This window comes from Streptomyces sp. NPDC086766 (assembly GCF_044746005.1).
Classification (GTDB): Bacteria; Actinomycetota; Actinomycetes; order Streptomycetales; family Streptomycetaceae; genus Streptomyces.
The window spans coordinates 301,754-326,466 of record NZ_JBIVBI010000005.1 but is presented as its reverse complement, the minus strand read 5'-3'; the positions used below and the strand labels follow the sequence as shown (position 1 = coordinate 326,466).

21 protein-coding genes are annotated in these 24,713 nt (G+C 71.9%); 12 read left to right on the top strand and 9 right to left on the bottom strand.

Annotated elements, in window-relative coordinates; genetic code table 11:
• Positions 1-30 precede the first annotated feature (30 nt).
• Positions 31-1,011, top strand: a complete 981-nt coding sequence (locus tag ACIPM1_RS12110) for an NAD(P)H-quinone oxidoreductase (RefSeq protein ID WP_402432526.1) — start codon at positions 31-33, stop codon at positions 1,009-1,011.
• Between the two features lie 78 nt (positions 1,012-1,089).
• Here the strand turns inward: ACIPM1_RS12110 and ACIPM1_RS12105 are convergent, their stop codons facing one another.
• The gene (locus ACIPM1_RS12105) at positions 1,090-1,794 is read right to left on the bottom strand and encodes a hypothetical protein (RefSeq protein WP_402432523.1); all 705 of its coding nucleotides are present in this window, start codon (positions 1,792-1,794) and stop codon (positions 1,090-1,092) included.
• Positions 1,795-1,999: 205 nt separating this feature from the next.
• Between ACIPM1_RS12105 and ACIPM1_RS12100 the strand changes: the two genes are divergently transcribed.
• A complete protein-coding gene (locus ACIPM1_RS12100; RefSeq protein WP_356181603.1) occupies positions 2,000-2,542 on the top strand; it encodes a bacterial proteasome activator family protein in 543 nt (180 codons plus the stop codon).
• Between the two features lie 95 nt (positions 2,543-2,637).
• Here the strand turns inward: ACIPM1_RS12100 and ACIPM1_RS12095 are convergent, their stop codons facing one another.
• A complete protein-coding gene (locus tag ACIPM1_RS12095) occupies positions 2,638-4,278 on the bottom strand; it encodes a protein kinase (RefSeq protein WP_402432519.1) in 1,641 nt (546 codons plus the stop codon).
• A gap of 366 nt (positions 4,279-4,644) precedes the next feature.
• On the opposite strand from ACIPM1_RS12095, the gene ACIPM1_RS12090 reads away from it, so the two are divergent.
• A complete protein-coding gene (locus ACIPM1_RS12090) occupies positions 4,645-6,282 on the top strand; it encodes a protein kinase (protein ID WP_402432516.1) in 1,638 nt (545 codons plus the stop codon).
• A gap of 110 nt (positions 6,283-6,392) precedes the next feature.
• On the opposite strand, the gene ACIPM1_RS12085 is transcribed toward ACIPM1_RS12090, so the two are convergent.
• Positions 6,393-7,436, bottom strand: a complete 1,044-nt coding sequence (locus ACIPM1_RS12085) for a phosphotransferase (protein WP_402432513.1) — start codon at positions 7,434-7,436, stop codon at positions 6,393-6,395.
• A gap of 529 nt (positions 7,437-7,965) precedes the next feature.
• Here ACIPM1_RS12085 and pdhA point away from each other — a divergent pair.
• Genes pdhA through ACIPM1_RS12070 form a run of 3 tightly spaced genes read left to right on the top strand, consistent with a single transcriptional unit; the run spans position 7,966 to position 11,577 of the window.
• On the top strand, positions 7,966-9,147 hold the full coding sequence (gene pdhA, locus ACIPM1_RS12080; RefSeq protein ID WP_402432510.1) for a pyruvate dehydrogenase (acetyl-transferring) E1 component subunit alpha: 1,182 nt from the start codon (positions 7,966-7,968) through the stop codon (positions 9,145-9,147).
• A gap of 2 nt (positions 9,148-9,149) precedes the next feature.
• Positions 9,150-10,130 carry an alpha-ketoacid dehydrogenase subunit beta gene (locus tag ACIPM1_RS12075; RefSeq protein WP_356181616.1) on the top strand — a complete coding sequence of 327 codons (981 nt, stop codon included), beginning with the start codon at positions 9,150-9,152 and terminating at the stop codon, positions 10,128-10,130.
• Between the two features lie 10 nt (positions 10,131-10,140).
• A complete protein-coding gene (locus ACIPM1_RS12070) occupies positions 10,141-11,577 on the top strand; it encodes a dihydrolipoamide acetyltransferase family protein (protein ID WP_356181619.1) in 1,437 nt (478 codons plus the stop codon).
• A 67-nt stretch (positions 11,578-11,644) separates the two neighbouring features.
• Here ACIPM1_RS12070 and ACIPM1_RS12065 read toward each other — a convergent pair whose 3' ends face one another.
• Positions 11,645-12,547, bottom strand: a complete 903-nt coding sequence (locus ACIPM1_RS12065; RefSeq protein ID WP_402432506.1) for a D-alanyl-D-alanine carboxypeptidase family protein — start codon at positions 12,545-12,547, stop codon at positions 11,645-11,647.
• A 189-nt stretch (positions 12,548-12,736) separates the two neighbouring features.
• Here ACIPM1_RS12065 and ACIPM1_RS12060 point away from each other — a divergent pair, with 189 nt between their 5' ends.
• A complete protein-coding gene (locus ACIPM1_RS12060) occupies positions 12,737-13,387 on the top strand; it encodes a GntR family transcriptional regulator (RefSeq protein WP_356181624.1) in 651 nt (216 codons plus the stop codon).
• The gene (locus ACIPM1_RS12055; protein WP_402432502.1) at positions 13,384-14,685 is read left to right on the top strand and encodes a nitrate/nitrite transporter; all 1,302 of its coding nucleotides are present in this window, start codon (positions 13,384-13,386) and stop codon (positions 14,683-14,685) included. Before ACIPM1_RS12060 ends, ACIPM1_RS12055 begins: the two co-directional genes overlap by 4 nt.
• 75 nt (positions 14,686-14,760) lie before the next feature.
• On the opposite strand, the gene ACIPM1_RS12050 is transcribed toward ACIPM1_RS12055, so the two are convergent.
• Positions 14,761-15,585, bottom strand: coding sequence for a maleylpyruvate isomerase family mycothiol-dependent enzyme (locus ACIPM1_RS12050; protein ID WP_356181630.1), 825 nt, complete (start codon positions 15,583-15,585; stop codon positions 14,761-14,763).
• A gap of 219 nt (positions 15,586-15,804) precedes the next feature.
• Between ACIPM1_RS12050 and ACIPM1_RS12045 the strand changes: the two genes are divergently transcribed.
• The gene (locus ACIPM1_RS12045; protein WP_402432499.1) at positions 15,805-16,614 is read left to right on the top strand and encodes a carbon-nitrogen family hydrolase; all 810 of its coding nucleotides are present in this window, start codon (positions 15,805-15,807) and stop codon (positions 16,612-16,614) included.
• An 83-nt stretch (positions 16,615-16,697) separates the two neighbouring features.
• Here the strand turns inward: ACIPM1_RS12045 and ACIPM1_RS12040 are convergent, their stop codons facing one another.
• Positions 16,698-17,201 (bottom strand): LURP-one-related family protein, encoded by a 504-nt coding sequence (locus ACIPM1_RS12040; protein WP_356181635.1) that lies wholly within the window; start codon positions 17,199-17,201, stop codon positions 16,698-16,700.
• A gap of 127 nt (positions 17,202-17,328) precedes the next feature.
• Here ACIPM1_RS12040 and ACIPM1_RS12035 point away from each other — a divergent pair, with 127 nt between their 5' ends.
• Complete coding sequence (locus tag ACIPM1_RS12035; protein ID WP_402432496.1) at positions 17,329-19,134, top strand: NHL domain-containing thioredoxin family protein; 1,806 nt, start codon at positions 17,329-17,331, stop codon at positions 19,132-19,134.
• 12 nt (positions 19,135-19,146) lie between these two features.
• Here ACIPM1_RS12035 and ACIPM1_RS12030 read toward each other — a convergent pair whose 3' ends face one another.
• The 3 genes from ACIPM1_RS12030 to ACIPM1_RS12020 form a co-directional block, all read right to left on the bottom strand.
• A complete protein-coding gene (locus ACIPM1_RS12030) occupies positions 19,147-19,389 on the bottom strand; it encodes a DUF6458 family protein (RefSeq protein WP_356181640.1) in 243 nt (80 codons plus the stop codon).
• 123 nt (positions 19,390-19,512) lie between these two features.
• Positions 19,513-20,805 carry a M18 family aminopeptidase gene (locus ACIPM1_RS12025; protein WP_356181643.1) on the bottom strand — a complete coding sequence of 431 codons (1,293 nt, stop codon included), beginning with the start codon at positions 20,803-20,805 and terminating at the stop codon, positions 19,513-19,515.
• Between the two features lie 145 nt (positions 20,806-20,950).
• Positions 20,951-22,777, bottom strand: coding sequence for an acyl-CoA dehydrogenase (locus ACIPM1_RS12020; RefSeq protein WP_402432491.1), 1,827 nt, complete (start codon positions 22,775-22,777; stop codon positions 20,951-20,953).
• A gap of 169 nt (positions 22,778-22,946) precedes the next feature.
• Between ACIPM1_RS12020 and ACIPM1_RS12015 the strand changes: the two genes are divergently transcribed.
• A complete protein-coding gene (locus ACIPM1_RS12015) occupies positions 22,947-23,420 on the top strand; it encodes an SseB family protein (RefSeq protein WP_356181649.1) in 474 nt (157 codons plus the stop codon).
• Between the two features lie 136 nt (positions 23,421-23,556).
• Entirely contained in the window at positions 23,557-24,534 is a 978-nt protein-coding gene (locus ACIPM1_RS12010; RefSeq protein ID WP_356181652.1) for a pirin family protein, read from the top strand.
• The last annotated feature ends 179 nt before the right edge of the window (positions 24,535-24,713 follow it).

Here is a 24,713-nt window from a genome sequence, read left to right as displayed (position 1 = left end):
CCCGCGGGGGCGAGGAGTAGCGTCGGCCCCATGCATGCGATCACGATTCCCGAACCTGGCGGACCCGAGGCGTTGGTGTGGGACGAGGTGCCGGATCCGGTGCCCGGCGAGGGCGAGGTGCTGGTCGAGGTGGTGGCCGGCGCCGTCAACCGGGCCGACATCCTGCAGCGCCAGGGCTTCTACGACCCGCCGCCCGGTGCCTCCCCGTACCCCGGTCTGGAGTGCTCCGGACGGATCGCCGCTCTGGGGCCCGGCGTGTCGGGCTGGGCGGTCGGCGACGAGGTGTGCGCGCTGCTCTCGGGCGGCGGCTATGCCGAGAAGGTGGCCGTGCCGGCGGGTCAGCTGCTGCCCGTGCCCGAGGGCGTCGACCTGAAGCAGGCCGCGGCGCTGCCCGAGGTGACCTGCACGGTCTGGTCCAACGTCTTCATGATCGCCCACCTGCGTCCCGGCGAGACGCTGCTCGTGCACGGCGGCTCCAGCGGCATCGGCACGATGGCGATCCAGCTCGGCCGGGCCGTGGGCGCCCGGGTGGCCGTCACCGCGGGCACCAAGGAGAAGCTGGAGCGCTGCGCCGAGCTGGGCGCCGAGGTCCTGATCAACTACCGGGAGCAGGACTTCGTGGCCGAGGTGAAGCAGGCCACCGGCGGCGCCGGGGCCGATGTCATCCTCGACAACATGGGCGCCAAGTACCTCGACCGCAACGTCAAGGCGCTCGCCGTCAACGGCCGGCTCGCGATCATCGGGATGCAGGGCGGTGCCAAGGGCGAGCTCAACATCGGCGCCCTGCTCGCCAAGCGGGCCGCGATCAGCGCGACCTCGTTGCGGGCCCGTCCGCTGGAGGAGAAGGCGGCCATCGTCGCGGCCGTGCGCGAGCACGTCTGGCCGCTGATCGCCGCCGGTCACGTCCGGCCGGTCGTCCACAGCGAAGTGCCGATGAGCGACGCGGCGGCCGCCCACCGGATCGTGGAGGAGAGCAGCCACGTCGGCAAGGTGCTCCTCGTCGACGGCTGACCTTCCTGGTCCCGGGCCCCCGAACGTCGGCGCGCCCGCCACGGCGAGACCAGCCGTGGCGGGACCAGCCCCGCGCGACTATCCGCGGCGCACCCTGAGGCCGACGAACGCCAGGCCCAGGCCGAGGCCGATCAGGACGAGCCCGCTGCCGAGGGGCAGGATGCGCAGCACGGGCTCGGCCGCGGAGTCGTTCCGGGCGGCGGACCGTGCCTGCGGGTCGCCCGGAGGCACGGACGCGGCGGGAGTGGCCTCCTCGGGTATCCGGGGGGCGGCCGTCTGCGTCTGCGCACCGGTCGGGTCCGCGCCTTCCTCCCGCGCACCGTCGTCCCACGCGCCGTGGTCCCGTCCGCCCTGGTGCCGCCCCCTCGCGCCTTCGTCCTCCGGCGGGGCCGTGTCGTCGCCCTCCACCCGGGCGTCCGGTTCCGTCGACCGCCCCGGCCGCTGCCGTCCCTCGCCCGGCCGGCTCCCGGCCCGGGACGGCTCGGCGGAGTGCGGGGAGGAGGCGGCGGAGGGCGCGGCAGCCGGACGGGCGGAGGCGGGCGCCGGGGCCGGGCGGTGGGCGGACGAGGCCGTCGGGGACGTACGGGCGGAGGCGGGCGCCGGGTGCCCGGGGGCACCGTCGGGCGCCGGGCGCGCGGAGGCGGGCGCCGGCCGGGCGGCCGTGGGGCCCGGGGAGACCTTCGCCCGGTCGTACGCCGAGGCGGAGCCGCAGGGCAGGGCGACGGCTCCCAGTACGGCCAGCACTCCCGTCGTGCGCAGTGCGATGCGCGGCCATGGAGTCACGTCGTGGACCCCCTCACGGTGCCCGGTCGGTGGATCGGTGGATCCGTGGCACCACACTCACATCACCCTCCCGCCCCGGCACTCCGGGCGCGGCCGATGGGTCGACACGGCCTCGCGGGGCGCCCCGGTCCGGGGCGACACGGTGGATCAGCTTCCTCGGGGGGCACCACGGAGGTGAGGTGTACGGGTGCGAGAGAATGGCGGCATGGAGATGCCGAGGAACGAACGGTCGCCGGAGAACCCCCAGATCCTGGTCGTCGGCCAGGACGGCATGGCGCTCGGCGGTGGTGGTGGCGACGACGACGTCCGCGAGATCCCGGTGACGGAGCAGGTGGAACAGCCTGCCAAGGTCATGCGGATCGGGAGCATGATCAAGCAGCTTCTGGAGGAGGTGCGGGCGGCTCCTCTGGACGAGGCGAGCCGGAACCGGCTGAAGGAGATCCACGCCAGCTCGGTCAAGGAGCTGGAGGACGGCCTGGCGCCGGAGCTCGTCGAGGAGCTGGAGCGGCTGTCCCTGCCGTTCACGGACGAGGGGACGCCCAGTGACTCGGAACTGCGCATCGCGCAGGCCCAGTTGGTCGGCTGGCTGGAGGGCCTCTTCCACGGCATCCAGACCACGCTGTTCGCCCAGCAGATGGCCGCGCGGGCCCAGCTGGAGCAGATGCGCCGCGCGCTTCCCCCGGGCCTCGGCCACGAGGGGGGCGACGACCCCCGCGCCGGCGGCCGTTCGGGCGGACCGTACCTGTAGGCCGGTGAGCCCGCGGGCCGCGGGCCCGCGGGAACCACGGAAGGGGCCCGGCAGCCGAACTGCCGGGCCCCTTCACCGTGTCACGGACGGACCGCTCAGGAGGCGGGGTTGCCCGTCGAGACGCCGAGCTGGATCTCGGGCATGTTCTTCGGGTCGACGTCCGTGCCCGCGGCGGGGAACTGGTTCATGACGGTGCCGTCGCCGTAGGTGTTCTCGTCCATGTCCTTGACGCTCACCTTCCAGCCCGCGGCCTGCAGGCAGGCCTTGACCGACTTGACGTACTTGTACTGGAAGTTGGGCACCTTGATCTTCGCGGGGTCGTTGTACGACTCCTGCGGCTCCGTGCACTCGCTGCTGTCGATCGTCCTGGACGGGTCCGGCCCCCGGTAGCCCGCCGCCTTGGACGCCGAGGCGCTCGCGCTGCCGCTCGCGCCGCCGGTGCCGCCGTTGTCGTCGCCCTTGTTGTGCAGCACCAGGGCCAGGATCAGGCCGAGGACGGCGATGCCGGCGACGGCGACCGAGCCGATGACCACCGGCCGGCCGCTCCGGCTGCCCGGGCCGCCGCCCATGGGCGTGGTCTGCGGCGACATCGTGTACGGCGGCGGGGTCGAGGCCTGCTGGTGCGCGTACGGCGACGGGGCGGGCGTCTGGTAGCCGCCCTGCTGCGGATAGCCGTACGCCGGGGACGGCCCGGAGGGGACCGGGTTGCCGTACGGGTTCGGGACCGGCTGGTACGGCGTCCGGACGTTGCCCGAGGGCGCCGGGTTCGCCTGGTCGACCGGCGGGAAGACCGCGGAGCCGACGCCCGCGCCGCTGGAGGTCTGGACGCCGGGGACGATGCTCGGCGGGGCCGCCTGGACGGAGGACGCCACGCGCAGGCACTCGTCGCGCATGGCCTCGGCGTTGGGGAAGCGCTCGTTCGGGTTCTTCTTCAGCGCGCGGGCGACCAGCGCGTCCACCGCCGGCGGCAGGGAGCGGTTGATCGAGGAGGGCGCCACCGGCTCCTCCTGCACGTGCGCGTAGGCGATGGCCAGCGGCGAGTCGGCGTCGAACGGCAGGCGTCCGGTGACCAGCTGGAAGAGCATGATGCCGACGGAGTACAGGTCGGACCGCGCGTCCACGCCCCGGCCGAGGGCCTGCTCCGGCGACAGGTACTGCGGGGTGCCGACGACCATGCCGGTCTGCGTCATGGAGGTGACGCCGGACTGCATGGCGCGGGCGATGCCGAAGTCCATCACCTTGACGACGCCGCGCTTGGTCATCATCACGTTGCCCGGCTTGATGTCGCGGTGGACCAGGCCCATCTCGTGGCTGATCTCCAGCGCGGCGAGCACGTCCGCGGTGATCTTCAGGGCCTTGTCGGCGGGCATGGCGCCCTGCCGGCGGACGTCCTCGTCGAGCACCGAGCCCAGCGGCCGTCCCTCGACGTACTCCATGACGATGTACGGCATCGTGGTGCCGTCGAGCTCGTCCTCGCCGGTGTCGAAGACCGAGACGATGTTCGTGTGCGTGAGTTTCGCCACTGACTGGGCCTCGCGGCGGAACCGCTCCCGGAACGCCTGCTCCCGGCCCAGCTCGGTGTGGAGCGTCTTGATGGCCACCTGGCGGTCGAGTACGGAGTCGTAGGCGAGATGCACCGAGGCCATGCCGCCCTCACCGAGCAAGTCGCGCAGCTGGTAGCGGCCGCCGGCCAGTGCCCGCCCCGCGAACCGGCCCTGTGCGCCGTCCTGGCTCATGTTCTGCGTCCCCCATAGGCGCGGCGGCAGCGGATGCTGTGCTCCCGCGTTCGGCTGTCCGTCGACCGGATCCGGTGATCGAAAGTGCTATTCCCGGCCAAGTCTGCCCGAGGGCACGGACACGTCAAGCTCGGTGCCCGTTCCGTGACCGTACGCGAAAGAAGCGTCGCGCAAGCGTTACAGCCGGCGTACGGCTGGTACACGCAATTTGCACGACCGCACCCGTACGGGGTTTCATGGCCGGTCCGTCTCGGGCCGGTTCCCGCGACGCTTCTGGACCGGCGGCTTGCGCCGAACCTGTAGCGTGGCCGACGGAGACCGTGACAACACCGCGCGCACCGCGGGCAGAAACGACGGCGAGGACTGATGGCACAGACGCAGCGCGCCCAGGGCCCGTCCGACCCCGAGGCGTCCGGCGGCGGCATGTCAGAGACGCCGGAGATGTGGGGCAACGGCGGCCTGGTCGGCGACGGCCGGTACCGGCTGACCCGCAGACTCGGGCGGGGCGGCATGGCCGAGGTGTTCGCCGCCGAGGACGTGCGCCTCGGACGCACCGTGGCCGTGAAGCTGCTGCGCGCCGACCTCGCCGAGGACCCGGTCTCCAAGGCCCGCTTCACCCGCGAGGCCCAGTCGGTGGCCGGCCTCAACCACCACGCGATCGTCGCCGTGTACGACTCCGGCGAGGACCAGGCGAACGGCCAGGCCGTGCCGTACATCGTGATGGAGCTGGTCGAGGGCCGCACCATCCGCGACCTGCTGCTCAACGCCGAGGCGCCGGGTCCTGAGCAGGCCCTGATCATCGTCTCGGGCGTCCTGGAGGCGCTGGCCTACTCGCACCAGCACGGCATCGTGCACCGCGACATCAAGCCCGCCAACGTGATCATCACGGACAACGGCGCCGTGAAGGTGATGGACTTCGGCATCGCCCGCGCCCTGCACGGGGCGTCCACGACGATGACGCAGACCGGCATGGTGATGGGCACCCCGCAGTACCTGTCGCCGGAGCAGGCCCTCGGCAAGGCCGTGGACCACCGCTCCGACCTGTACGCGACGGGCTGCCTGCTCTACGAACTGCTCGCGCTGCGTCCCCCGTTCACCGGTGAGACCCCGCTGTCGGTGGTGTACCAGCACGTCCAGGACATCCCGGTGCCGCCGTCGCGGACCTCGGAGGGCACGTGCCCGCCGGAGCTGGACGGCCTTGTCATGCGCTCGCTCGCCAAGGAGCCCGACGACCGTTTCCAGACGGCGGAGGAGATGCGCGGGCTGGTCCAGTACGGGCTGCAGATGCTCTACGACCAGGGCGGCCACACCGGCACCTGGAACACCGGCCCGGTGGGGGCGCACGACGGCCGCCACACCCCGGCGGCGGGCTTCGCCGGCACGACCGTGATGCCGCACCCCGCGGACTCCGGCTCCGGCACCGCGCAGATCCCGCAGCCGATCCTGCCGGGCGGGTACGGCGGGGGCGACGACGGCGGCTTCGAGGGGCACGGCAACCGGGGCAGCGGCCGCGGCAAGCTGTGGATCCTGGCCGCGCTCGCGCTGATCGCCGTCGCGGCGGGCGTCGCGCTGGCGCTGAACAACCAGGGCGGCGGAGGCGGCGGAGGCGGCGGCGCCACCAAGTCGCCGACGAGCACGCACGCCACCAAGGACCCCAAGTCCAGCTCCACGCCGAGCGACTCGACCACGGACCAGCCGACGGACACGTCGACGGACAACGGCGGCGGGGCTGGAGGCTCCGGAGGGGACTGGACCCCGTCCAGCCAGCCCTCGTACACGCCCTCGCAGTCCGCGCCGGACCAGCAGTCCGGCCAGCCGTCGAACCCCGCCAGCTCCGCCCCGCCGTCCAGTTCCCCGACGGCGGGGAGCACGACCGGCGGCGGGACGACGGACGGCGGCACGACGACCGGCGGCACGACGACCGGCACCACCACCGGCGACACCAGCGGAGGCACCCCCGGTACGACCACGGGGGACCTCACCAACGGCGGCACCACCGGCTGACCGTTCTCCCACGCGCGCGTGGAGCCCCCTCGGGCCGCACGCGCGCGTCCCGGACGCCACCGGCACGCCGGACGCGCCTGAGCCGGTACGCCGGACGCGCCTGAGCCGGATCACTCCGCGAACGCCCCGCACACCGCGTCGTACTCCCGCGTCCACCACACCACGAGCGCCGAGGCGGCCGGGAACTGCGGGTCCGCGCGGGTGTCGCCGCGTTCGTAGTGCCAGCGCAGCATCCAGAAGTCGTTCAGGCGCTCCCACCACACCCGGTGCACCGCCGCGGCGAGCTCCGAGGGCGTCGCCCCGGCCGCCCGGCGGTACGCGCGCACGTACGCCCTGACCTTCGGCAGGTCGAGGGTCCCGACGGGCCGGACGAAGAAGATCGCGGCCGCCCGTACGGCCTCCTCCGCGCGGGGCTGCACCCCGAGCCGGTCCCAGTCGACGATCGCCGCGGGCGCGTCCCCCCGGTAGAGCAGGTTGAACGGGTGGAAGTCCCCGTGCACCCAGCCCACCGGGCCGCCGGGCGGCGGACGCCGGTCCGTGTGCTGCTCCAGCAGCGCCCGCCGCTCCAGGAGGCGGTACCTGGCCAGCTCGTCGAAGGTGTCGAGGGGGCGCCGCCGGCGGACGTGGGCGAGCAGGCCGTCGATCAGGGCGAAGGTGTCGTCGGGGTCGGCGCTCTCCACCGGGTGGGGGCCGGTGGCCGGGCGGGTGCGCCCCTTCGGCGGCATCACGCGCTCCAGGCAGGCGTGCACGGCTCCCAGCAGCGCCCCGAGGCGCGCGCACTGCTTGGTGGTGAGCTGGCCGCCGTGGCGGTGCCGGCCCTCGACCCAGGGGTGCAGGGCGTACGCGTGGCCGCCGACGACGGCGACCGTGCGCCCGTCCCGGCCGGGGAGCGGGGGCGCCACCGGGACGCCGAGATCGGCCAGCCGCTGGGTGGCGCGGTGCTGGCGGGCGATGGCCGCGGGGTCGGCGGTGTCCGGATCGAAGTGGTGCTTGAGGAAGTAGCGGCCGCGGGTCGTGCACAGCCGGTAGCCGCGGTTGAGCAGGCCCTGGTCGACGGGTTCACAGGTGAGGGCGGATCCGGCGGCGTACTGGCGCAGCAGGGCGCTCAGAGGGGGCGCGAGGGGTACAGGGGGTGGTACACAAGGGCGCGGCACGCGCCAGATGCTAGGGCACCCGGCGAGGCCGTGAGCTGCGCGTTGTCACAGGCAGTCTCCGGCAGTCGCTTTCGGTCACTACAGGTCGCATGCCGTTCCCTCCCCGACGCCGGTGCGCACCCCGCCGGCTACGCGGAGTCGTCCCCCGGCGGGAGCATTTCCGGCCGTCCGCTAACCCTTCCCGTCGCCGGGGTGACCGGGATAACGTGCCGGTGTTCCGGCCCCCTGCAAGGCTGTGACCAGCGGCTGTCCCGAAGACCGGCGAGGTACTTGGACTTCCTAGTGAAAATACTTGGAAATCCAAGGAAAAACGCAGGTCAGGAGGGGTTTCACAGAAATGTGGAGCACTGGGTAACGTGACTGTTGCAGGGCGCTCGCCGGGGCACCTGTCACGCCTGTTCCCGGCTGAGTGGCACCCACCCCGTGCCCGGTGGTCGGACCAGGCGAGCCTCCCCGGGCTCTCGACGAGCAAGGGGAGACCCCCAGGCCGACCGGCAACCCCGGGGGCCGGACCGACGGAGGAGCACACGTGACCGTGGAGAGCACTGCCGCGCGCACATCGCGACGCAGCGCCGGAAGCAAGGCCGGCACCACCGGCACCAAAAGTCGCGGGGGCGCGCGGAAGAGCGCCGACCCCGAGCTCGTGCAGCTGCTGACCCCCGAGGGGAAGCGCGTCAAGAACGCCGAGTACGACAAGTACGTCGCCGGTATCACCCCCGAAGAGCTCCGCGGCCTGTACCGCGACATGGTGCTCACCCGCCGCTTCGACGCCGAGGCCACCGCGCTGCAGCGCCAGGGCGAGCTGGGCCTGTGGGCCTCGCTGCTGGGCCAGGAGGCCGCGCAGATCGGCTCCGGCCGGGCCACCCGCGAGGACGACTACGTCTTCCCGACCTACCGCGAGCACGGCGTGGCCTGGTGCCGCGGGGTCGACCCGACCAACCTGCTCGGCATGTTCCGGGGTGTGAACAACGGCGGCTGGGACCCCAACAGCAACAACTTCCAGCTCTACACGATCGTCATCGGCTCCCAGACGCTGCACGCCACGGGCTACGCGATGGGCATCGCCAAGGACGGCGCGGACTCCGCGGTCATCGCGTACTTCGGCGACGGCGCCTCCAGCCAGGGCGACGTGGCGGAGTCCTTCACCTTCTCCGCGGTCTACAACGCCCCGGTCGTGTTCTTCTGCCAGAACAACCAGTGGGCGATCTCCGAGCCGACCGAGAAGCAGACCCGCGTCCCGCTCTACCAGCGCGCGCAGGGCTTCGGCTTCCCCGGCGTCCGCGTCGACGGCAACGACGTGCTGGCCTGCCTGGCCGTCACCAAGTGGGCGCTGGAGCGTGCCCGCGGCGGCGAGGGGCCCACCCTGGTCGAGGCGTACACCTACCGCATGGGCGCCCACACCACCTCCGACGACCCCACCCGCTACCGCCACGACGACGAGCGGGTGGCCTGGGAGGCGAAGGACCCGATCCTGCGTCTGCGCCGCTACCTGGAGGCCGAAAACCACGCGGACGAGGGATTCTTCGCGGAACTGGAGGCCGAGAGCGAGGCGTTGGGCAAGCGAGTGCGCGAAGCGGTCCGCGCCATGCCCGACCCGGACCACTTCGCCATCTTCGAGAACGTGTACGCGGACGGGCACGCGCTCGTCGACGAGGAGCGCGCCCAGTTCGCCGCCTACCAGGCGTCGTTCGCGGACGCAGAGGGGGTCTGATCATGGCAGCGGAGAAGATGGCCCTGGCCAAGGCGATCAACGAGTCGCTGCGCCGTGCCCTGGAGTCGGACCCCAAGGTCCTGATCATGGGCGAGGACGTCGGCAAGCTGGGCGGCGTGTTCCGGGTGACGGACGGCCTGCAGAAGGACTTCGGCGAGAGCCGCGTCATCGACACCCCGCTCGCGGAGTCCGGCATCGTCGGCACCGCGATCGGTCTCGCCCTGCGCGGCTACCGCCCGGTGGTGGAGATCCAGTTCGACGGCTTCGTCTTCCCGGCGTACGACCAGATCGTCACGCAGCTCGCGAAGATGCACGCCCGCTCGCTGGGCAAGGTCAAGCTGCCCGTCGTCGTCCGCATCCCCTACGGCGGCGGCATCGGCGCGGTCGAGCACCACTCGGAGTCGCCCGAGTCGCTCTTCGCGCACGTGGCGGGCCTGAAGATCGTCTCCCCGTCGAACGCGTCGGACGCGTACTGGATGATGCAGCAGGCCATCCAGAGCGACGACCCGGTGATCTTCTTCGAGCCGAAGCGGCGCTACTGGGACAAGGCCGAGGTCGCCACGGAGGCCATCCCCGGCCCCCTGCACAAGGCACGCGTGGTCCGTGAGGGCACGGACCTCACCCTCGCCGCCTACGGCCCGATGGTGAAGCTCTGCCAGGAGGTCGCGGACGCGGCGGCCGAGGAGGGCAAGGCCCTGGAGGTCCTGGACCTGCGCTCGGTCTCCCCGCTCGACTTCGACTCGATCCAGGCCTCGGTGGAGAAGACCCGCCGCCTGGTCGTCGTCCACGAGGCGCCGGTGTTCTTCGGCTCGGGCGCGGAGATCGCCGCCCGGATCACCGAGCGGTGCTTCTACCACCTGGAGGCCCCGGTGCTGCGGGTCGGCGGCTACCACGCGCCGTATCCGCCGGCGCGGCTGGAGGAGGAGTACCTGCCGAACCTGGACCGCGTGCTCGACGCCGTCGACCGCTCGCTGGCGTACTGAGGAGAGGGTCGTGACGACGATGACGGAAGCGTCCGTGCGCGAGTTCAAGATGCCGGACGTGGGCGAGGGGCTCACCGAGGCGGAGATCCTCAAGTGGTACGTCCAGCCCGGTGACACGGTCACGGACGGTCAGGCGGTGTGCGAGGTGGAGACGGCCAAGGCGGCCGTCGAGCTCCCCATCCCCTACGACGGCGTGGTCCGCGCGCTGCACTTCCCCGAGGGCACCACGGTGGACGTGGGCACGGCCATCATCGCGGTGGACGTGTCGGGCGGCGCGCCCGCCGAGGTCCCGGCCGCCGCCGAGACCCCGGTTGCCGCCGAGGCCCCGGCCCCGGCCGAGCAGACGGCGGAGGAGCCCAAGCCGGAAGGCCGCCAGCCGGTGCTGGTCGGCTACGGCGTCGCGACGTCCTCGACGAAGCGCCGCCCCCGCAAGGGCCCCGAGGCCGCGGCGACCGCCGCCACGGCGGCGGTCCAGGCCGAGCTGAACGGGCACGGCGCGGCCGCGCCGGCCGCCGGGCCCCGCCCGCTGGCCAAGCCGCCGGTGCGCAAGCTCGCCAAGGACCTCGGCGTGGACCTGGCCACGGTGGTCCCGTCCGGCCCGGACGGCATCATCACGCGCGAGGACGTGCACGCGGCGGTGGCGGCGGTCCCGGCCCCGCCGCAGGCCGCCGAGCCGGCGCCGCAGGCCCCCGCGGCCGCCGCACCGGCCCCGGCCGCCCCCGCGCCGGCGGTGACGTACGACGGTGCGCGCGAGACCCGCATCCCGGTCAAGGGCGTCCGCAAGGCCACCGCGGCGGCCATGATCGGCTCGGCCTTCACGGCGCCGCACGTCACGGAGTTCGTGACGGTGGACGTGACCCGGACGATGCGCCTGGTCGAGGAGCTGAAGCAGGACAAGGAGTTCGCGGGCCTGCGGGTGAACCCGCTGCTGCTCATCGCCAAGGCCCTCCTGGTCGCCATCAAGCGCAACCCGGAGGTCAACGCGTCCTGGGACGAGGCCAACCAGGAGATCGTGCAGAAGCACTACGTCAACCTGGGCATCGCGGCCGCCACGCCGCGGGGCCTGATCGTGCCGAACATCAAGGACGCGCACGCCCAGACCCTGCCGCAGCTGGCGGAGTCGCTCGGCGAGCTGGTGTCCACGGCGCGGGAGGGCAGGACCTCCCCGTCCGCGATGCAGGGCGGCACGGTCACCATCACCAACGTCGGCGTCTTCGGCGTCGACACCGGCACGCCGATCCTCAACCCGGGCGAGTCCGCGATCCTCGCGGTCGGCGCGATCAAGCTCCAGCCGTGGGTCCACAAGGGCAAGGTGAAGCCGCGCCAGGTCACCACCCTGGCGCTGAGCTTCGACCACCGCCTGGTCGACGGCGAGCTGGGCTCCAAGGTCCTCGCGGACACCGCGGCGATCCTGGAACAGCCCAAGCGCCTGATCAGCTGGGCGTAGGGAGCCGAAAAGGGACGGGCCCGCCGCGCGTGCGGCGGGCCCGTCCCCTTGTTCGGGTGCTGGGGCGTCAGCCCAGCCTGGCGAAGCCGTAGTTCAGGATCTTGGTCGAGTCCGTCGCGCGCTGCGCGTACGTCGTCGACGCCAGAACCGTGCCGATGACGGTCTTGCCGTTGCGGGTGGCGGCGAAGACCAGGCAGGCGCCCGCCTCGGGGCCGGAGCCGGTCTTCACGCCGATGGTGCCGCTGTAGCTGCTCAGCAGCGAGTTGGTGTTCGTCCACGTCGCCATCGTGCGGGTGCTGCCCGTCTTGGTGATGGTCTTGGCCGTGTACGACTTCGTCTTCACGACCGTGCGGAACGTGGAGTTCTTCATCGCGCTGCTCGCGATCTTCGTCAGGTCGCGCGGCGTCGAGTAGTTGGACCCGTTGCCGATGCCGTCGAACGAGTCGAAGTGCGTGTTCTTCAGGTTGAGGGCGACCGCGGCGCTGTTCATCTTGCCGATGAACGACTTCACGCGCGCCGCCCGGGTCGAGCCCGAGCCGAACTTGTCGGCCAGCGCGTACGCGGCGTCGCAGCCCGACGGCAGCATCAGCCCGTACAGCAGCTGGCGGACGGTGACCTTGTCGCCCACGATCAGGTGGGCCTGGGAGGCGTTGTTCGCCACCACGTAGTCGCTGTACGCCTTCTGGATGGTGACCTTGGCGTCGAGGTTCAGGTTCGGCTGCGCGAGCACGACCTTCGCGGTCATGATCTTCGTGGTGGAGCCGGTGGAACGCCTGGTGTCCGCGGCCTTGGTGAACAGCGTCGTACCGGTCGCGTTGTTCATCGCGTAGCCGCCCTTGGCCACGATCGAGGGCGCGGTCACGGCCTGTGCGGGCGCCGCGGTGAGGGCCCCGGTGGCGAACACGGCGCCGGTCGTCACGACGACGGCTGCGGCTCTGCGGACACGGAAACCCTGAATGCCGGTTTTCAAGTGAGGTACCCCGATTACGTCGAATGCCCCTGGATGCGGCCGAGTTGAGTGCCACGGAGAAAGTGGGGCCGCACCTGTGTGACTCGTAACTAGCACAGATGGTTGTGCGCGCGCTGGGAATGACTTCCCGTCCGGTCCGCATCGTGGACGGACGGGGGCATGCGTACGTGTTGTATCTATGCTGTGGGCATGAGCCTGGCCGTCAAACAACCTCCCGCCGCGGACCGCGTCTACACCCACGTCAAACAAGGAGTTCTGGACCGCCGTTACGAGGGCGGGACGCTGCTCACCGAGGGAGAGCTGGCCGAGGCCGTCGGGGTCTCGCGCACACCGGTGCGCGAGGCGCTGCTGCGGCTGGAGGTCGAGGGGCTCATCAAGCTCTACCCGAAAAAGGGAGCCCTCGTCCTCCCGGTCTCCGCGCAGGAGATCGCCGACGTCGTCGAGACCCGGCTGCTGGTCGAGGAGCACGCCGCGCGCAAGGCCGTACCCGCGCCGCCCGCTCTGCTCGAACGGCTTCAGGAGCTGCTCGACCGGCAGAAGCGGCAGGCCGCCGCGGGCGACTTCGCCGAGGCCGCCGTCACCGACCGCTGCTTCCACGCCGAGATCGTCCGCAGCGGCGGCAACGAGATCCTCTCCCGCCTCTACGACCAGCTGCGCGACCGCCAGTTGCGGATGGGCGTCGCCGTCATGCACTCCCACCCCGACCGGATCGCCAAGACGCTCGCCGAGCACGGGGAGATCCTCGACGCGCTGCGCTCCGGCGACGCGGAGGCGGCCGTCGACGTCGTCCACCGCCACGTCGGCTGGTTCTCCCACCTGGCCCGGGGAGAGGTGCGATGAGCTCGTCGTCCGTCTCCCTGCCGGGGGACCCGCCCGGCGGCCGGCGGGCCGTCGCCGTCTGGGGCATCGGCGTCGCCGTCTACTTCGTCGCCGTCATCTTCCGTACCTCGCTGGGGGTCGCCGGCCTCGACGCCGCCGTCCGCTTCCACGTGAACGCCTCGGCGCTGTCCACCTTCTCGATCCTCCAGCTCCTCGTCTACGCGGGCATGCAGATACCCGTCGGCCTGCTCGTCGACCGGCTCGGCACCAAGAGGGTGCTCGGACTCGGCGTCGTGCTGTTCACGGCCGGGCAGCTGGGCTTCGCCTTCTCCACGTCGTACGGCACGGCGCTCGCCTCGCGCGCACTGCTCGGCTGCGGCGACGCCATGACCTTCATCAGCGTGCTGCGGCTGGGCACCCGCTGGTTCCCCGCCCGGCGCGGGCCGCTGGTCGCCCAGCTCGCCGGGCTGGTCGGCATGGCCGGCAACCTGGTGTCCACGCTGGTGCTGGCCCGGCTGCTGCACTCACTGGGCTGGACCGCCGCCTTCGCCGGCAGCGCGCTGGCCGGCGTGACCGTGCTGGTCCTGCTGCTCCTGTTCCTCCGGGACCACCCCGAGGGCCACGAACCGGCGCCGCTGTCCCACCATGGCGCCGCCTATGTGCGCCGGCAGATCGCCGCGGCCTGGCGGGAGCCGGGGACCCGGCTCGGGCTCTGGGTGCACTTCACCACGCAGTTCCCGGCGATGGTGTTCCTGCTGCTGTGGGGGCTGCCCTTCCTGGTGCAGGCGCAGGGGCTGTCCCGCGCGAGTGCCGGGGAACTGCTCACCCTGGTCGTCCTGTCCAACATGGTCGTCGGCCTCGTCTACGGCCAGGTCGTCGCCCGGCACCACGCGGCCCGGCTGCCGCTCGCGCTCGGCACGGTGACGGCCACGGCCGGCATGTGGGCCGCGACGCTGGCGTACCCCGGTGAACGGGCGCCGATGTGGCTGCTCGTCGCGCTGTGCACGGTGCTCGGGGCGTGCGGTCCGGCCTCCATGATCGGATTCGACTTCGCCCGGCCCGCGAACCCGCCGGAGCGTCAGGGCACGGCGTCCGGAATCACCAACATGGGCGGTTTCGTCGCCTCGATGACGACCCTGTTGGCGATCGGCGTCCTCCTGGACGCCACCGGGGACGACTACACGATCGCCTTCTCGGCGGTGTTCGTGCTCCAGGCGCTGGGCGTCAGCCAGATCCTGCGGCTGCGCGCGCGGGCGGCACGCAGGGAGCGGGAGCGGCTGGTGGCGAGCCGGGTGGAGACGGTGCACGTCCCCGCGTAGGGCACCCGCCGCCGGCATGCCCGGGGGCGGGAGCCCCCGGGCCCCCGCTTCGGGGCGGACCCCAGGAGAAGTCCCCTACTGCGTCACCCTGAAGTTCCGCAGGATCGCCTCCGTCAGATCCGGGTCGCCCTCCGCCTTCACCCGGTCCGCCACCGCCTCCGGAGCGACCCGGCCGCAGGCGAGGCGGACGTACGTCTCCCAGTCGAGGGTGAGGGTCGCGGCCGGGCCGAGAGCCGGTGCGGTCTCCAGCGTGCCGCGGCCCTGGATGTCCACGCGGATCGTGCGCAGGAACTCCACCGGCCCGTGCACGTCGAAGACGATCGCCGAGCTGCGCGGGGCGTCGGCCTTGACCGCGACCACGTCGGGCAGCTCGCCCAGCAGGTAGTCACGGGCCACCAGCGCACCGGGCGCGTCCAGCCCGCCCGGGCGGCCGAGGGCGGCGCGCAGGTCCTGCTCGTGCACCCAGATGTCGAACGCGCGGTAGCGCATCGCCTCTTCGAGGGTGATCTCCGTGCCGAGCGGCCCGCGGATCTTGGTGCCGGGGTCACGGGACTCGTTCCGCAGCTGCCGGTTGCGGCGGATGATCGTGTACTCCAGCTCGGAGGTCATCTCCGGCGCCGTGTGATGGCGGCGGACGTCGACCTGCATCTCCATGTAGCGCTGGTGCTCGCTGGCGACATGGAACAGGTCGCGCGGGAGCGAGTGGATGGGGCGGGGGTCGCCGAGCATCTCGCAGTCCATGCCGATGACGTGGGAGACCAGGTCGCGGACCGACCAGCCCGGGCACGGTGTCCGCCGGTTCCACTCGCCCTCCACGAGCGGCTGCACCAGCTCGGATATCGCTTCGACGGAGTGGGTCCAGGCGTCGGCGTAGGGCTGGAGGGTGGGATGCAGACTCACGGAACGGGACCCCTCGGCGGTCGGTACACGGGCTGATGGCGGCGGCGTTGCCAGGCAGAGGTGGCTGCTGTCGGCGGGTGTCTTCGAGCTCCCCCAGGCTCTCCGCTCCGCTTCGAGCAGGGGACCCCCAAGTTACGCTGCTGTGAGGCACCCCGGCAGTGCTTTCGTGTGACGATCGTAGGCCCGTGTGGACGACTCGAATGTCAGGACGGTGGTAGTGTGCGCGCCTCGCTGATCCAGATCGCCGTAAACGAGGACGAACCCGTCGAATCGCGTCGTGAACGGGTGGCCGCGCTGGTACGAGAACAGGCCGGAGCCGATCTCGTGGTCCTGCCGGAGCTGTGGACCACCGGAGCCTTCGCCTTCGAGGAGTTCGCGGGCCGGGCCGAACCGCTCGAAGGCCCGACGTACGAGGCGATGGCCAAGGCGGCGAGCGACGCCGGCGTGTGGCTGCACGCCGGCTCGATCCCCGAGCGAGACCCCGACGGCCCGCTCTACAACACCTCCCTGCTGTTCACCCCCTCCGGGGAACTCGCCGCCGCCTACCGCAAGATCCACCGCTTCGGCTTCGACAAGGGCGAGGCCGTGCTGATGGGCGCGGGCAGCGAACTGGTGACGGTGCGTCTGCCCGAGACGACCCTGGGCCTGGCCACCTGCTACGACCTCCGCTTCCCCGAACTCTTCCGCGGGCTCGTCGACGCCGGGGCCGAGATCCTGGTGGTCCCGGCGGGCTGGCCCGAACGCCGCCGCGCGCACTGGACGCTGCTGGCCCGGGCGCGGGCGGTGGAGGACCAGGCGTTCGTGCTCGCCTGTGGAACGGCCGGGACGCACGCGGGGGTTCCGCAGGCGGGTCACTCGATCGTGGTGGATCCCTGGGGCGAGGTGCTGGCCGAGGCGGGCCCCGGCGAGGAGGTCCTCACCGTGGACCTGGACCCCGGCAAGGTCGCCACGACCCGGGAGCAGTTCCCGGCCCTGAAGGACCGCGTGCTGGGACTGGAACCGCCGCGCCGCCGGGCCGGCGGCCGGTAGCCGGTCGTGCCGGTTGCCGGTCGCCGGCACCCGCCTGATCCGCGGGCGCCAGGAGGGCCGCTGGGACGGGCGCCGGGACGGCCCTAGTCGTCGTCCCGGTCCTCCCGCTCCTTCTCCGCCAGATGGATCACGCACACCGCCACCGCGATCACCAGCGCCGGGTCCATGTCCTCCCGTACGACGTCGACCCCGTACGTCTCCACGACGGTGAGCCACCGACGCGAGATCACCGCCAGCAGTTCGCCCTCGTACTCGACGGCGAACTCGCGGTCGAGGATCTTGCCGCTGACGTCGAGCTCGGTGCCGTCCACCAGGGACACCCGGTAGTGGTTGCGCAGCAGCGACAGCCGCTTGCGGCGGATCTTCGCCAGGGCCTCCCCGCCCCGCTCGATCACCATGGTGTCCCGCAGGGCGAACATCTTCTGGTGGATGTCGATCAGGATCCGGCCCTGGGCGTCCTTCAGCTCGAAGGTGTCCCGCAGCCGCATCGCCTTGCCGTCGACGAGGAAGACCTTGCGGCCCTGCTCGTCCTCGATCCAGTAGTCGTCACCGATGCCGAGGATCCGGTCGCGCACGAGGAATCTCATGCCCTCACCGCTTCCCCGGCGGCCGCTCCGGAACGCCGCCGGTAGGCCGACGGGCTGACGTCCGGGGAACACCGCCCTCACATGTCCCTGGGGAATCGCGTCCCCAGCCGTGTGGTTGGCTTGACGCATGGCAAAGCGCGCACGTGTCCGCGCCCCCGAGCTGACCGGCAGGGGCGGCTGGCTGAACACCGGTGGCAGGCATTACACCCTCGCCGACCTGCGGGGTCGCATCGTCGTCCTGGATTTCTGGACCTTTTGTTGCGTGAACTGCCTGCACGTTCTCGACGAGCTGCGGGAGCTGGAGGAGAAGCACCGGGACACGGTGGTGATCATCGGGGTGCATTCGCCGAAGTTCGCGCACGAGGCGGAGCACCGGGCGGTGGTCGACGCCGTGGAGCGGTACGGGGTGGAGCACCCGGTGCTCGACGACCCGGAGCTGGCCACCTGGAAGCAGTACGCGGTGCGGGCCTGGCCGACGCTGGTGGTGATCGACCCGGAGGGGTACGTCGTCGCGCAGCACGCCGGCGAGGGGCACGCGCACGCCATCGAGCGGCTGGTGGAGGAGCTGGAGGCCGAGCACGCGGCGAAGGGCACCCTGCGGCGCGGCGACGGGCCGTACGTGGCGCCGGAGCCGGAGCCGACCACCCTGCGCTTCCCGGGGCGGGCGCTGCTGCTGCCGAGCGGGAACTTCCTGGTCAGTGACACGACCCGGCACCAGCTGGTGGAGCTGGAGCCGGACGGGGAGACGGTCGTCCGGCGGATCGGCCAGGGTGGCCGGGGGCTGACCGACGGCGCCCCGGACCGGGCCCGGTTCCAGGAGCCGCAGGGGCTCGCGCTCCTGCCGGACGGCACCGTCGTGGTCGCGGACACGGTGAACCACGCCCTGCGGCGCTTCGATCCGGAGACGGGACGGACCACGACCCTGGCCGGCACCGGGTACCAGTGGATGCAGGGCGAGGCGACCTCCGGCCCCGGCCGCGAGGTGCGGCTGTCGTCCCCCTGGGACGTGGCCTGGTGGAACGGCAGGGTGTGGATCGCCATGGCGGGGGTGCACCAGCTGTGGGCGTACGACCCGGCCGAGGGGACGGTCGGCGTCACCGCGGGCACCACCAACGAGGGGCTCGTCGACGGGCCGGGCGCCGAGGCGTGGTTCGCGCAGCCGTCCGGCCTCGCCGCCACGCCCGAACGGCTGTGGCTCGCCGACTCGGAGACCTCCGCGCTGCGCTGGGTGGAGCCCGACGGCTCCGTGCACACCGCCGTCGGTACCGGACTGTTCGACTTCGGGCACCGGGACGGGGCGGCCGAACAGGCGCTGCTGCAGCACCCGTTGGGCGTCACGGCCCTTCCGGACGGCTCAGTCGCCGTGTCCGACACCTACAACCACGCCCTGCGCCGCTACGATCCGGCGACCGGCGAGGTGACCACGCTGGCCACCGATCTGCGCGAGCCCAGTGGCGCGGTGCTCGTCGGTGAGGACATCGTGGTCGTGGAGTCGGCCAGGCACCGGCTGACCCGGCTGCGGCTGCCGGAGGAGGCGGTGCGCGTGGAGTCGGTCGCCCACCGCACCCAGCGGGCGGCGACCGAGGTGGCCCCCGGCTCGCTCCGGCTGGATGTGATCTTCGAGGCCCCCGCGGGCCAGAAACTGGACACGCGGTACGGCCCGTCGACGCGGCTGCTGGTCTCCTCCACCCCTCCGGAGCTGCTGCTCAAGGGCGAGGGCGCGGGGACGGACCTCTCACGCGCCCTGGAGCTGAACCCCGCGGTGGCGGAGGGTGTGCTGCACGTCTCCGCGATGGCCGCCTCGTGCGACGACGACTCGGCCAACCAGTACCCGGCCTGTCATGTGCACCAGCAGGACTGGGGCGTCCCGGTCCGCCTCACCGGGGGCGGGGCGGACCGGCTGCCGCTCGTGCTGGCGGGGCTGGACGCCTGATCGGGCGCCCGCTCACACGCCGTAGCCGTCGGTGTAACCGTCGTGGACGTGGTGGTGCCGTTCTTCTTCGACGACTGTCGTGGGCACGACGCGGCGGCGCCGCGCGATGCTGCTGAACGTCACCACGCCGATCAGGCCGACGATCATCAGGATGATGCCGACGAGGTCGAGGTTGACGCCCTGCATGTGCCAGTCGGTCGCGAACGTGAGAATGGCTCCCACGGCGATGAGGACTATGCATCCGCCGAGGCCCATGAGTGTTGCCTCCTGTCCGGTGTCAGGTCCGGTGGTTCCGGCCTGTTCCGGTCCCTTCCGGTCACCGTCGTGTACCCGGACATCCGGCGAGCATGCTGAAGCGATTCCTCATGGGCCGGCCGGTCAGCCCTCCAGGAACGCCGCCAGCGCGTTGGCCAGGAGGAACGGGTCGTCGGCCGCGCACAGTTCGCGGGCGCTGTGCATGGACAGGATCGCCACGCCGATGTCGACGGTCTGGATGCCGTGCCGGGCCGCGGTGATCGGGCCGATGGTCGTGCCGCACGGCATGGAGTTGTGGGAGACGAAGGACTGGAAGGGCACGCCGGCCTTCTCGCAGGCCGCCGCCCAGACCGCCCGGCCCGAACCGTCCGTGGCGTAGCGGTTGTTGACGTTGACCTTGAGGATGGGGCCGCCGCCCGCGCGCGGGTGGTGCGTGGGGTCGTGCCGCTCTGCGTAGTTGGGGTGCACGGCGTGGCCGGTGTCGGAGGACAGGCACACGGTGCCCGCGAAGGCGCGCGCCCGGTCCTCGTACGACCCGCCGCGCGCGAACACCGAGCGCTCCAGCACGTTGCCGAGCAGCGGGCCGTCGGCGCCGGTGTCGGACTGGGAGCCGTTCTCCTCGTGGTCGAAGGCGGCGAGCACCGGGATGCAGGGCAGCTCGGCCCCGGCCACCGAGGCGAGCGCGGCCGTGGCGGCGTGCACCGACAGCAGGTTGTCCATGCGCGGGCCCGCGACCAGTTCGCGGTCCCGGCCGAGGTAGGCCGGCGGCTCCACGGAGTGCACCATCAGGTCCCAGCCGGCCGCCTCGCCCGCCGGGACGCCGGCCTCCTCCTCCAGGAAGGAGACGAGGTCGCCCTCACCGACCTCGTCGCCCAGCCCCCACACCGGCTGCAGGTGCCGCTGCTTGTCGAGCTTGAGGCCCTCGGAGGACACCGAGCGGTCGAGGTGGATGGCGAGCTGGGGGACCCGCAGCAGCGGCCGGTCGACGTTCACCAGGCGGGTGGAGCCGTCGCGCAGGGTCAGCCGTCCGGCCAGGCCGAGGTCGCGGTCGAGCCAGGAGTTCAGCAGCGGGCCGCCGTAGATCTCCACCGCGACCTGGCGCCAGCCGTGCGCGCCGAGGTCGGGCTGCGGCTTCACCCGCAGGTTGGGGGAGTCGGTGTGCGCGCCGACGATGCGGAAGGGGGTGTGCGGCGCGGCGCCCTCCGGGACGTACCAGGCCACGATCGCCCCGCCGCGCAGCACGTACTTGCCGCCGGACGTGCCGTCCCAGGCGTCCGTCTCGGCGACCTGGCGGAAGCCGGCCTTCTCCAGCCGCGCGGCGGCGTTCGCCACGGCGTGGTACGGCGACGGGCCGGCCGCCAGGAAGGACATGAGGTCGTCGGTGTGGCCGCGGTCGAAGCGCTGGCTTGTACTCATGGGTTCACCTTAACGACGGACGAGGGCCCGTTCCCTGTGATCGGGAACGGGCCCTCGTGAGGGCGGTGTGGAGTTTCCGGAAAGCCCGGAGTGCGGGCCGCCGGGCCCCGCGGGAGGGCCGCCGGGCCCTCCCCCCACGGGCGGACTAGAAGGCGGCCTCGTCCAGCTCCATGAGGTCGAGGTCGACGTTCTCCGAGACCTTGCGGGCCAGGGTGACGCCCGGCAGGACGTTGGCCGCGAAGAACTTCGCCGCCGCGATCTTGCCCTGGTAGAACGCCTTGTCCTTGGCGGAGGCGGTCTCCAGCTTCTCGGCGGCGATCGCCGCGCCCTTGAGCAGCAGGTAACCGACGATCACGTCACCGGAGGCCAGCAGCAGGCGGGTGCTGTTCAGGCCGACCTTGTAGATGTTCTTGACGTCCTGCTCGGTGGCCGCGAGGTCGGTCAGCATCAGGCCGACGATGGCCTCCAGCTCGACGGCCGCCTTGGCGAGGTGCTCGCGGGCGCCGGCGAGCTCCTCGCCGCCGGTGCCGAGGGCGAGGAACTTCTTGATGTCCTCGGCGAGCGAGTTCAGCGCGGCGCCCTGGTTGCGGACGATCTTCCGGAAGAAGAAGTCCTGGCCCTGGATGGCGGTGGTGCCCTCGTACAGGGTGTCGATCTTGGCGTCGCGGATGTACTGCTCGATCGGGTACTCCTGCAGGAAGCCGGAGCCGCCGAAGGTCTGCAGCGACTGGGCGAGCTGCTCGTAGCCCTTCTCGGAGCCGTAGCCCTTGACGATGGGCAGGAGCAGGTCGTTCAGCGCGTGCTCGGTGGAGGCGTCCTCGCCGTTGGCCTCCTTGACCGCGATCGTGTCCTGGACCGAGGCGGTGTGGAGGACGAGGGCGCGCATGCCCTCCGCGTACGCCTTCTGCGTCATCAGCGAGCGGCGGACGTCGGGGTGGTGCGTGACGGTGACCTTGGGCGCGGTCTTGTCCATGAAGTTCGCCAGGTCCGGACCCTGGACGCGCTCCTTGGCGTACTCCAGCGCGTTCAGGTAGCCGGTGGAGAGCGTGGAGATCGCCTTCGTGCCGACCATCATGCGGGCGAACTCGATGATGCGGAACATCTGGCGGATGCCGTCGTGCTTGTCGCCGATCAGCCAGCCCTTGGCGGGGTGGCGGTCGCCGAAGGTCATCTCGCAGGTGTTGGAGGCCTTCAGGCCCATCTTGTGCTCGACGTTGGTGGCGTAGACGCCGTTGCGCTCGCCCAGCTCGCCGGTCTCCCAGTCGAAGAGGTACTTCGGGACGAGGAAGAGGGACAGGCCCTTGGTGCCGGGGCCGGCGCCCTCGGGGCGGGCGAGGACGTAGTGGAGGATGTTCTCCTCCATGTCGTGCTCACCGGAGGTGATGAAGCGCTTCACGCCCTCGATGTGCCAGGAGCCGTCCTCCTGCTTGACCGCCTTGGTGCGGCCGGCGCCCACGTCGGAGCCCGCGTCGGGCTCGGTGAGGACCATGGTGGAGCCCCAGGTCTTCTCGACCGCGATCTGCGCGAGCTTCTGCTGCTCCTCGGTGCCCTCCTCGAAGAGGATGCGGGCGAACGCCGGGCCGGAGGAGTACATCCACACGGCCGGGTTGGCGCCGAGGACCAGCTCCGCGTACGCCCAGATCAGGGACGGGGGAGCGGTGGTGCCGCCGATCTCCTCCGGCAGGCCCAGGCGCCAGTACTCGGAGTCCATGAAGGCCTTGTAGCTCTTCTTGAAGCTCGCGGGCACCGGGGCGGTGTTGGTCTCGGGGTCGAAGACCGGCGGGTTGCGGTCGGCGTCCGCGAACGACTCGGCCAGCTCGTTCTCCGCGAGGCGGGTCAGCTCCTCGAGGATGCTCTTGGCCGTGTCGGTGTCCATCTCCTCGAACGGGCCGGTGCCGTAGAGCTTGTCCCGCCCGAGGACCTCGAAGAGGTTGAACTCGATGTCGCGGAGGTTCGACTTGTAGTGCCCCATGGCTACGGCTCCCGTGTGAGGACTCGGGCGAGGCACTGGCTCCTCGCGACTGGTTCACGTACCAACAAGTAGCTCCGATGATGCTACCCGTCGGTAATAAGAAGCAACCCCGATCGGTCATCTGTGACGAGCTCTACTCGGGGCCGGGCCGTTGACTACTCTTGCGGGCATGTACGGCTACGAGCAGAGCGCGGGCGCGCAGCAGGGTTACGTCCCGCCGCAGCAGCAGATGCCCGGCGGCGTCGGCGGATACGGCCAGCAGCCGCCCCTCTACCCGGAGCCGTCTCCGCCGTCGCTCGCCGACGCGGTGCGGGCCTTCACCACGGGCCAGATGCCCGCCGAGGACTTCCAGCAGATCTTCGCCACGTCGAAGGTGTACTGCCCGCGCGGTGACACCCCCGGCTTCCTGGCCCTGCACAACACCCAGCAGCCCGTGATCCCGATGTTCACCTCGCTGAAGGAGCTGCGCCGGTACGCGGGCAAGGAGTCCAAGTACTTCGTGATCACCGGCTCCGAGGTGATCGACCTGCTCCCCACCGGCTACGGCTTCGTCCTCGACATGGAGGGCGAGCACCGGATCGTCTTCGACGCGAAGGCCGTGGAGCAGATGGTCGACTTCGCGATGCGCCGTATGTATGGCTAGACGCCCTTGCTGCGCAGACGGCTGGACGCCATCGCCGTGCACCGAGCCCGGAGGGAATGCCCTCCGGGCTCTCTCTGTTGGGGGTGGCAGAAAGTTCAACGCTCAACTAAAGTGTCCGCACAAGGAGGTACCGACCATGCCTGCAGTGACCGTCGAGAACCCGCTGGCGCTCCCGCGCGTGAGCGCGCCGGCCGACGCCGTGGCACGTCCCGTGCTCACCGTCACGACCGCGCCCAGCGGTTTCGAGGGCGAGGGCTTCCCGGTGCGCCGGGCGTTCGCCGGGATCAACTACCGCCATCTCGACCCGTTCATCATGATGGACCAGATGGGCGAGGTGGAGTACGCGCCGGGCGAGCCCAAGGGCACCCCGTGGCACCCCCACCGCGGCTTCGAGACCGTCACCTACATCATCGACGGCGTCTTCGACCACCAGGACTCCAACGGCGGCGGCGGCACCATCACCAACGGCGACACCCAGTGGATGACCGCGGGCTCGGGTCTGCTGCACATCGAGGCCCCGCCGGAGTCGCTGGTGGTGTCCGGCGGTCTGTTCCACGGTCTGCAGCTGTGGGTGAACCTCCCGGCCAAGGACAAGATGATGGCCCCGCGCTACCAGGACATCCGCGGCGGCAACGTCCAGCTGCTCACCTCCCCCGACGGCGGCGCGCTGCTGCGCGTCATCGCCGGTGAGCTGGACGGCCACCAGGGCCCGGGCATCACGCACACGCCGATCACCATGATCCACGCCACGCTGGCGCCGGGCGCGGAGATCACCCTGCCCTGGCGCGAGGACTTCAACGGACTCGCCTACGTGCTGGCGGGACGCGGCGCGGTGGGCGCCGAGCGCCGGCCGGTCCGCCTCGGCCAGACCGCCGTCTTCGGCACCGGCTCCGCGCTGACCGTCCGCGCGGACGAGAAGCAGGACGCGCACACGCCGGACCTGGAGGTCGTCCTCCTCGGCGGACAGCCGATCCGGGAGCCGATGGCCCACTACGGCCCCTTCGTCATGAACACCCGCGACGAACTCATGCAGGCCTTCGAGGACTTCCAGAAGGGCCGGCTGGGCACCGTCCCGGCCGTGCACGGGATGTCGGAGAGCGGGCCGCGGGCCTGACGCTCCGGCACCTCCCTCCGGAGGGCGCCGGACCCCGCGGGCCCCGCCCGCTCGTCACCGTCGCCGGCCTCCGTCACCTCCACCCCCTCCGCCACCGCAAGCTCCCCTGGCCTCCACCGCCGTCCGTCACCCGGGCGGGCCGTCCGCGCAGGACAGCCCGTCCGGGGCGTGTTCGGCTG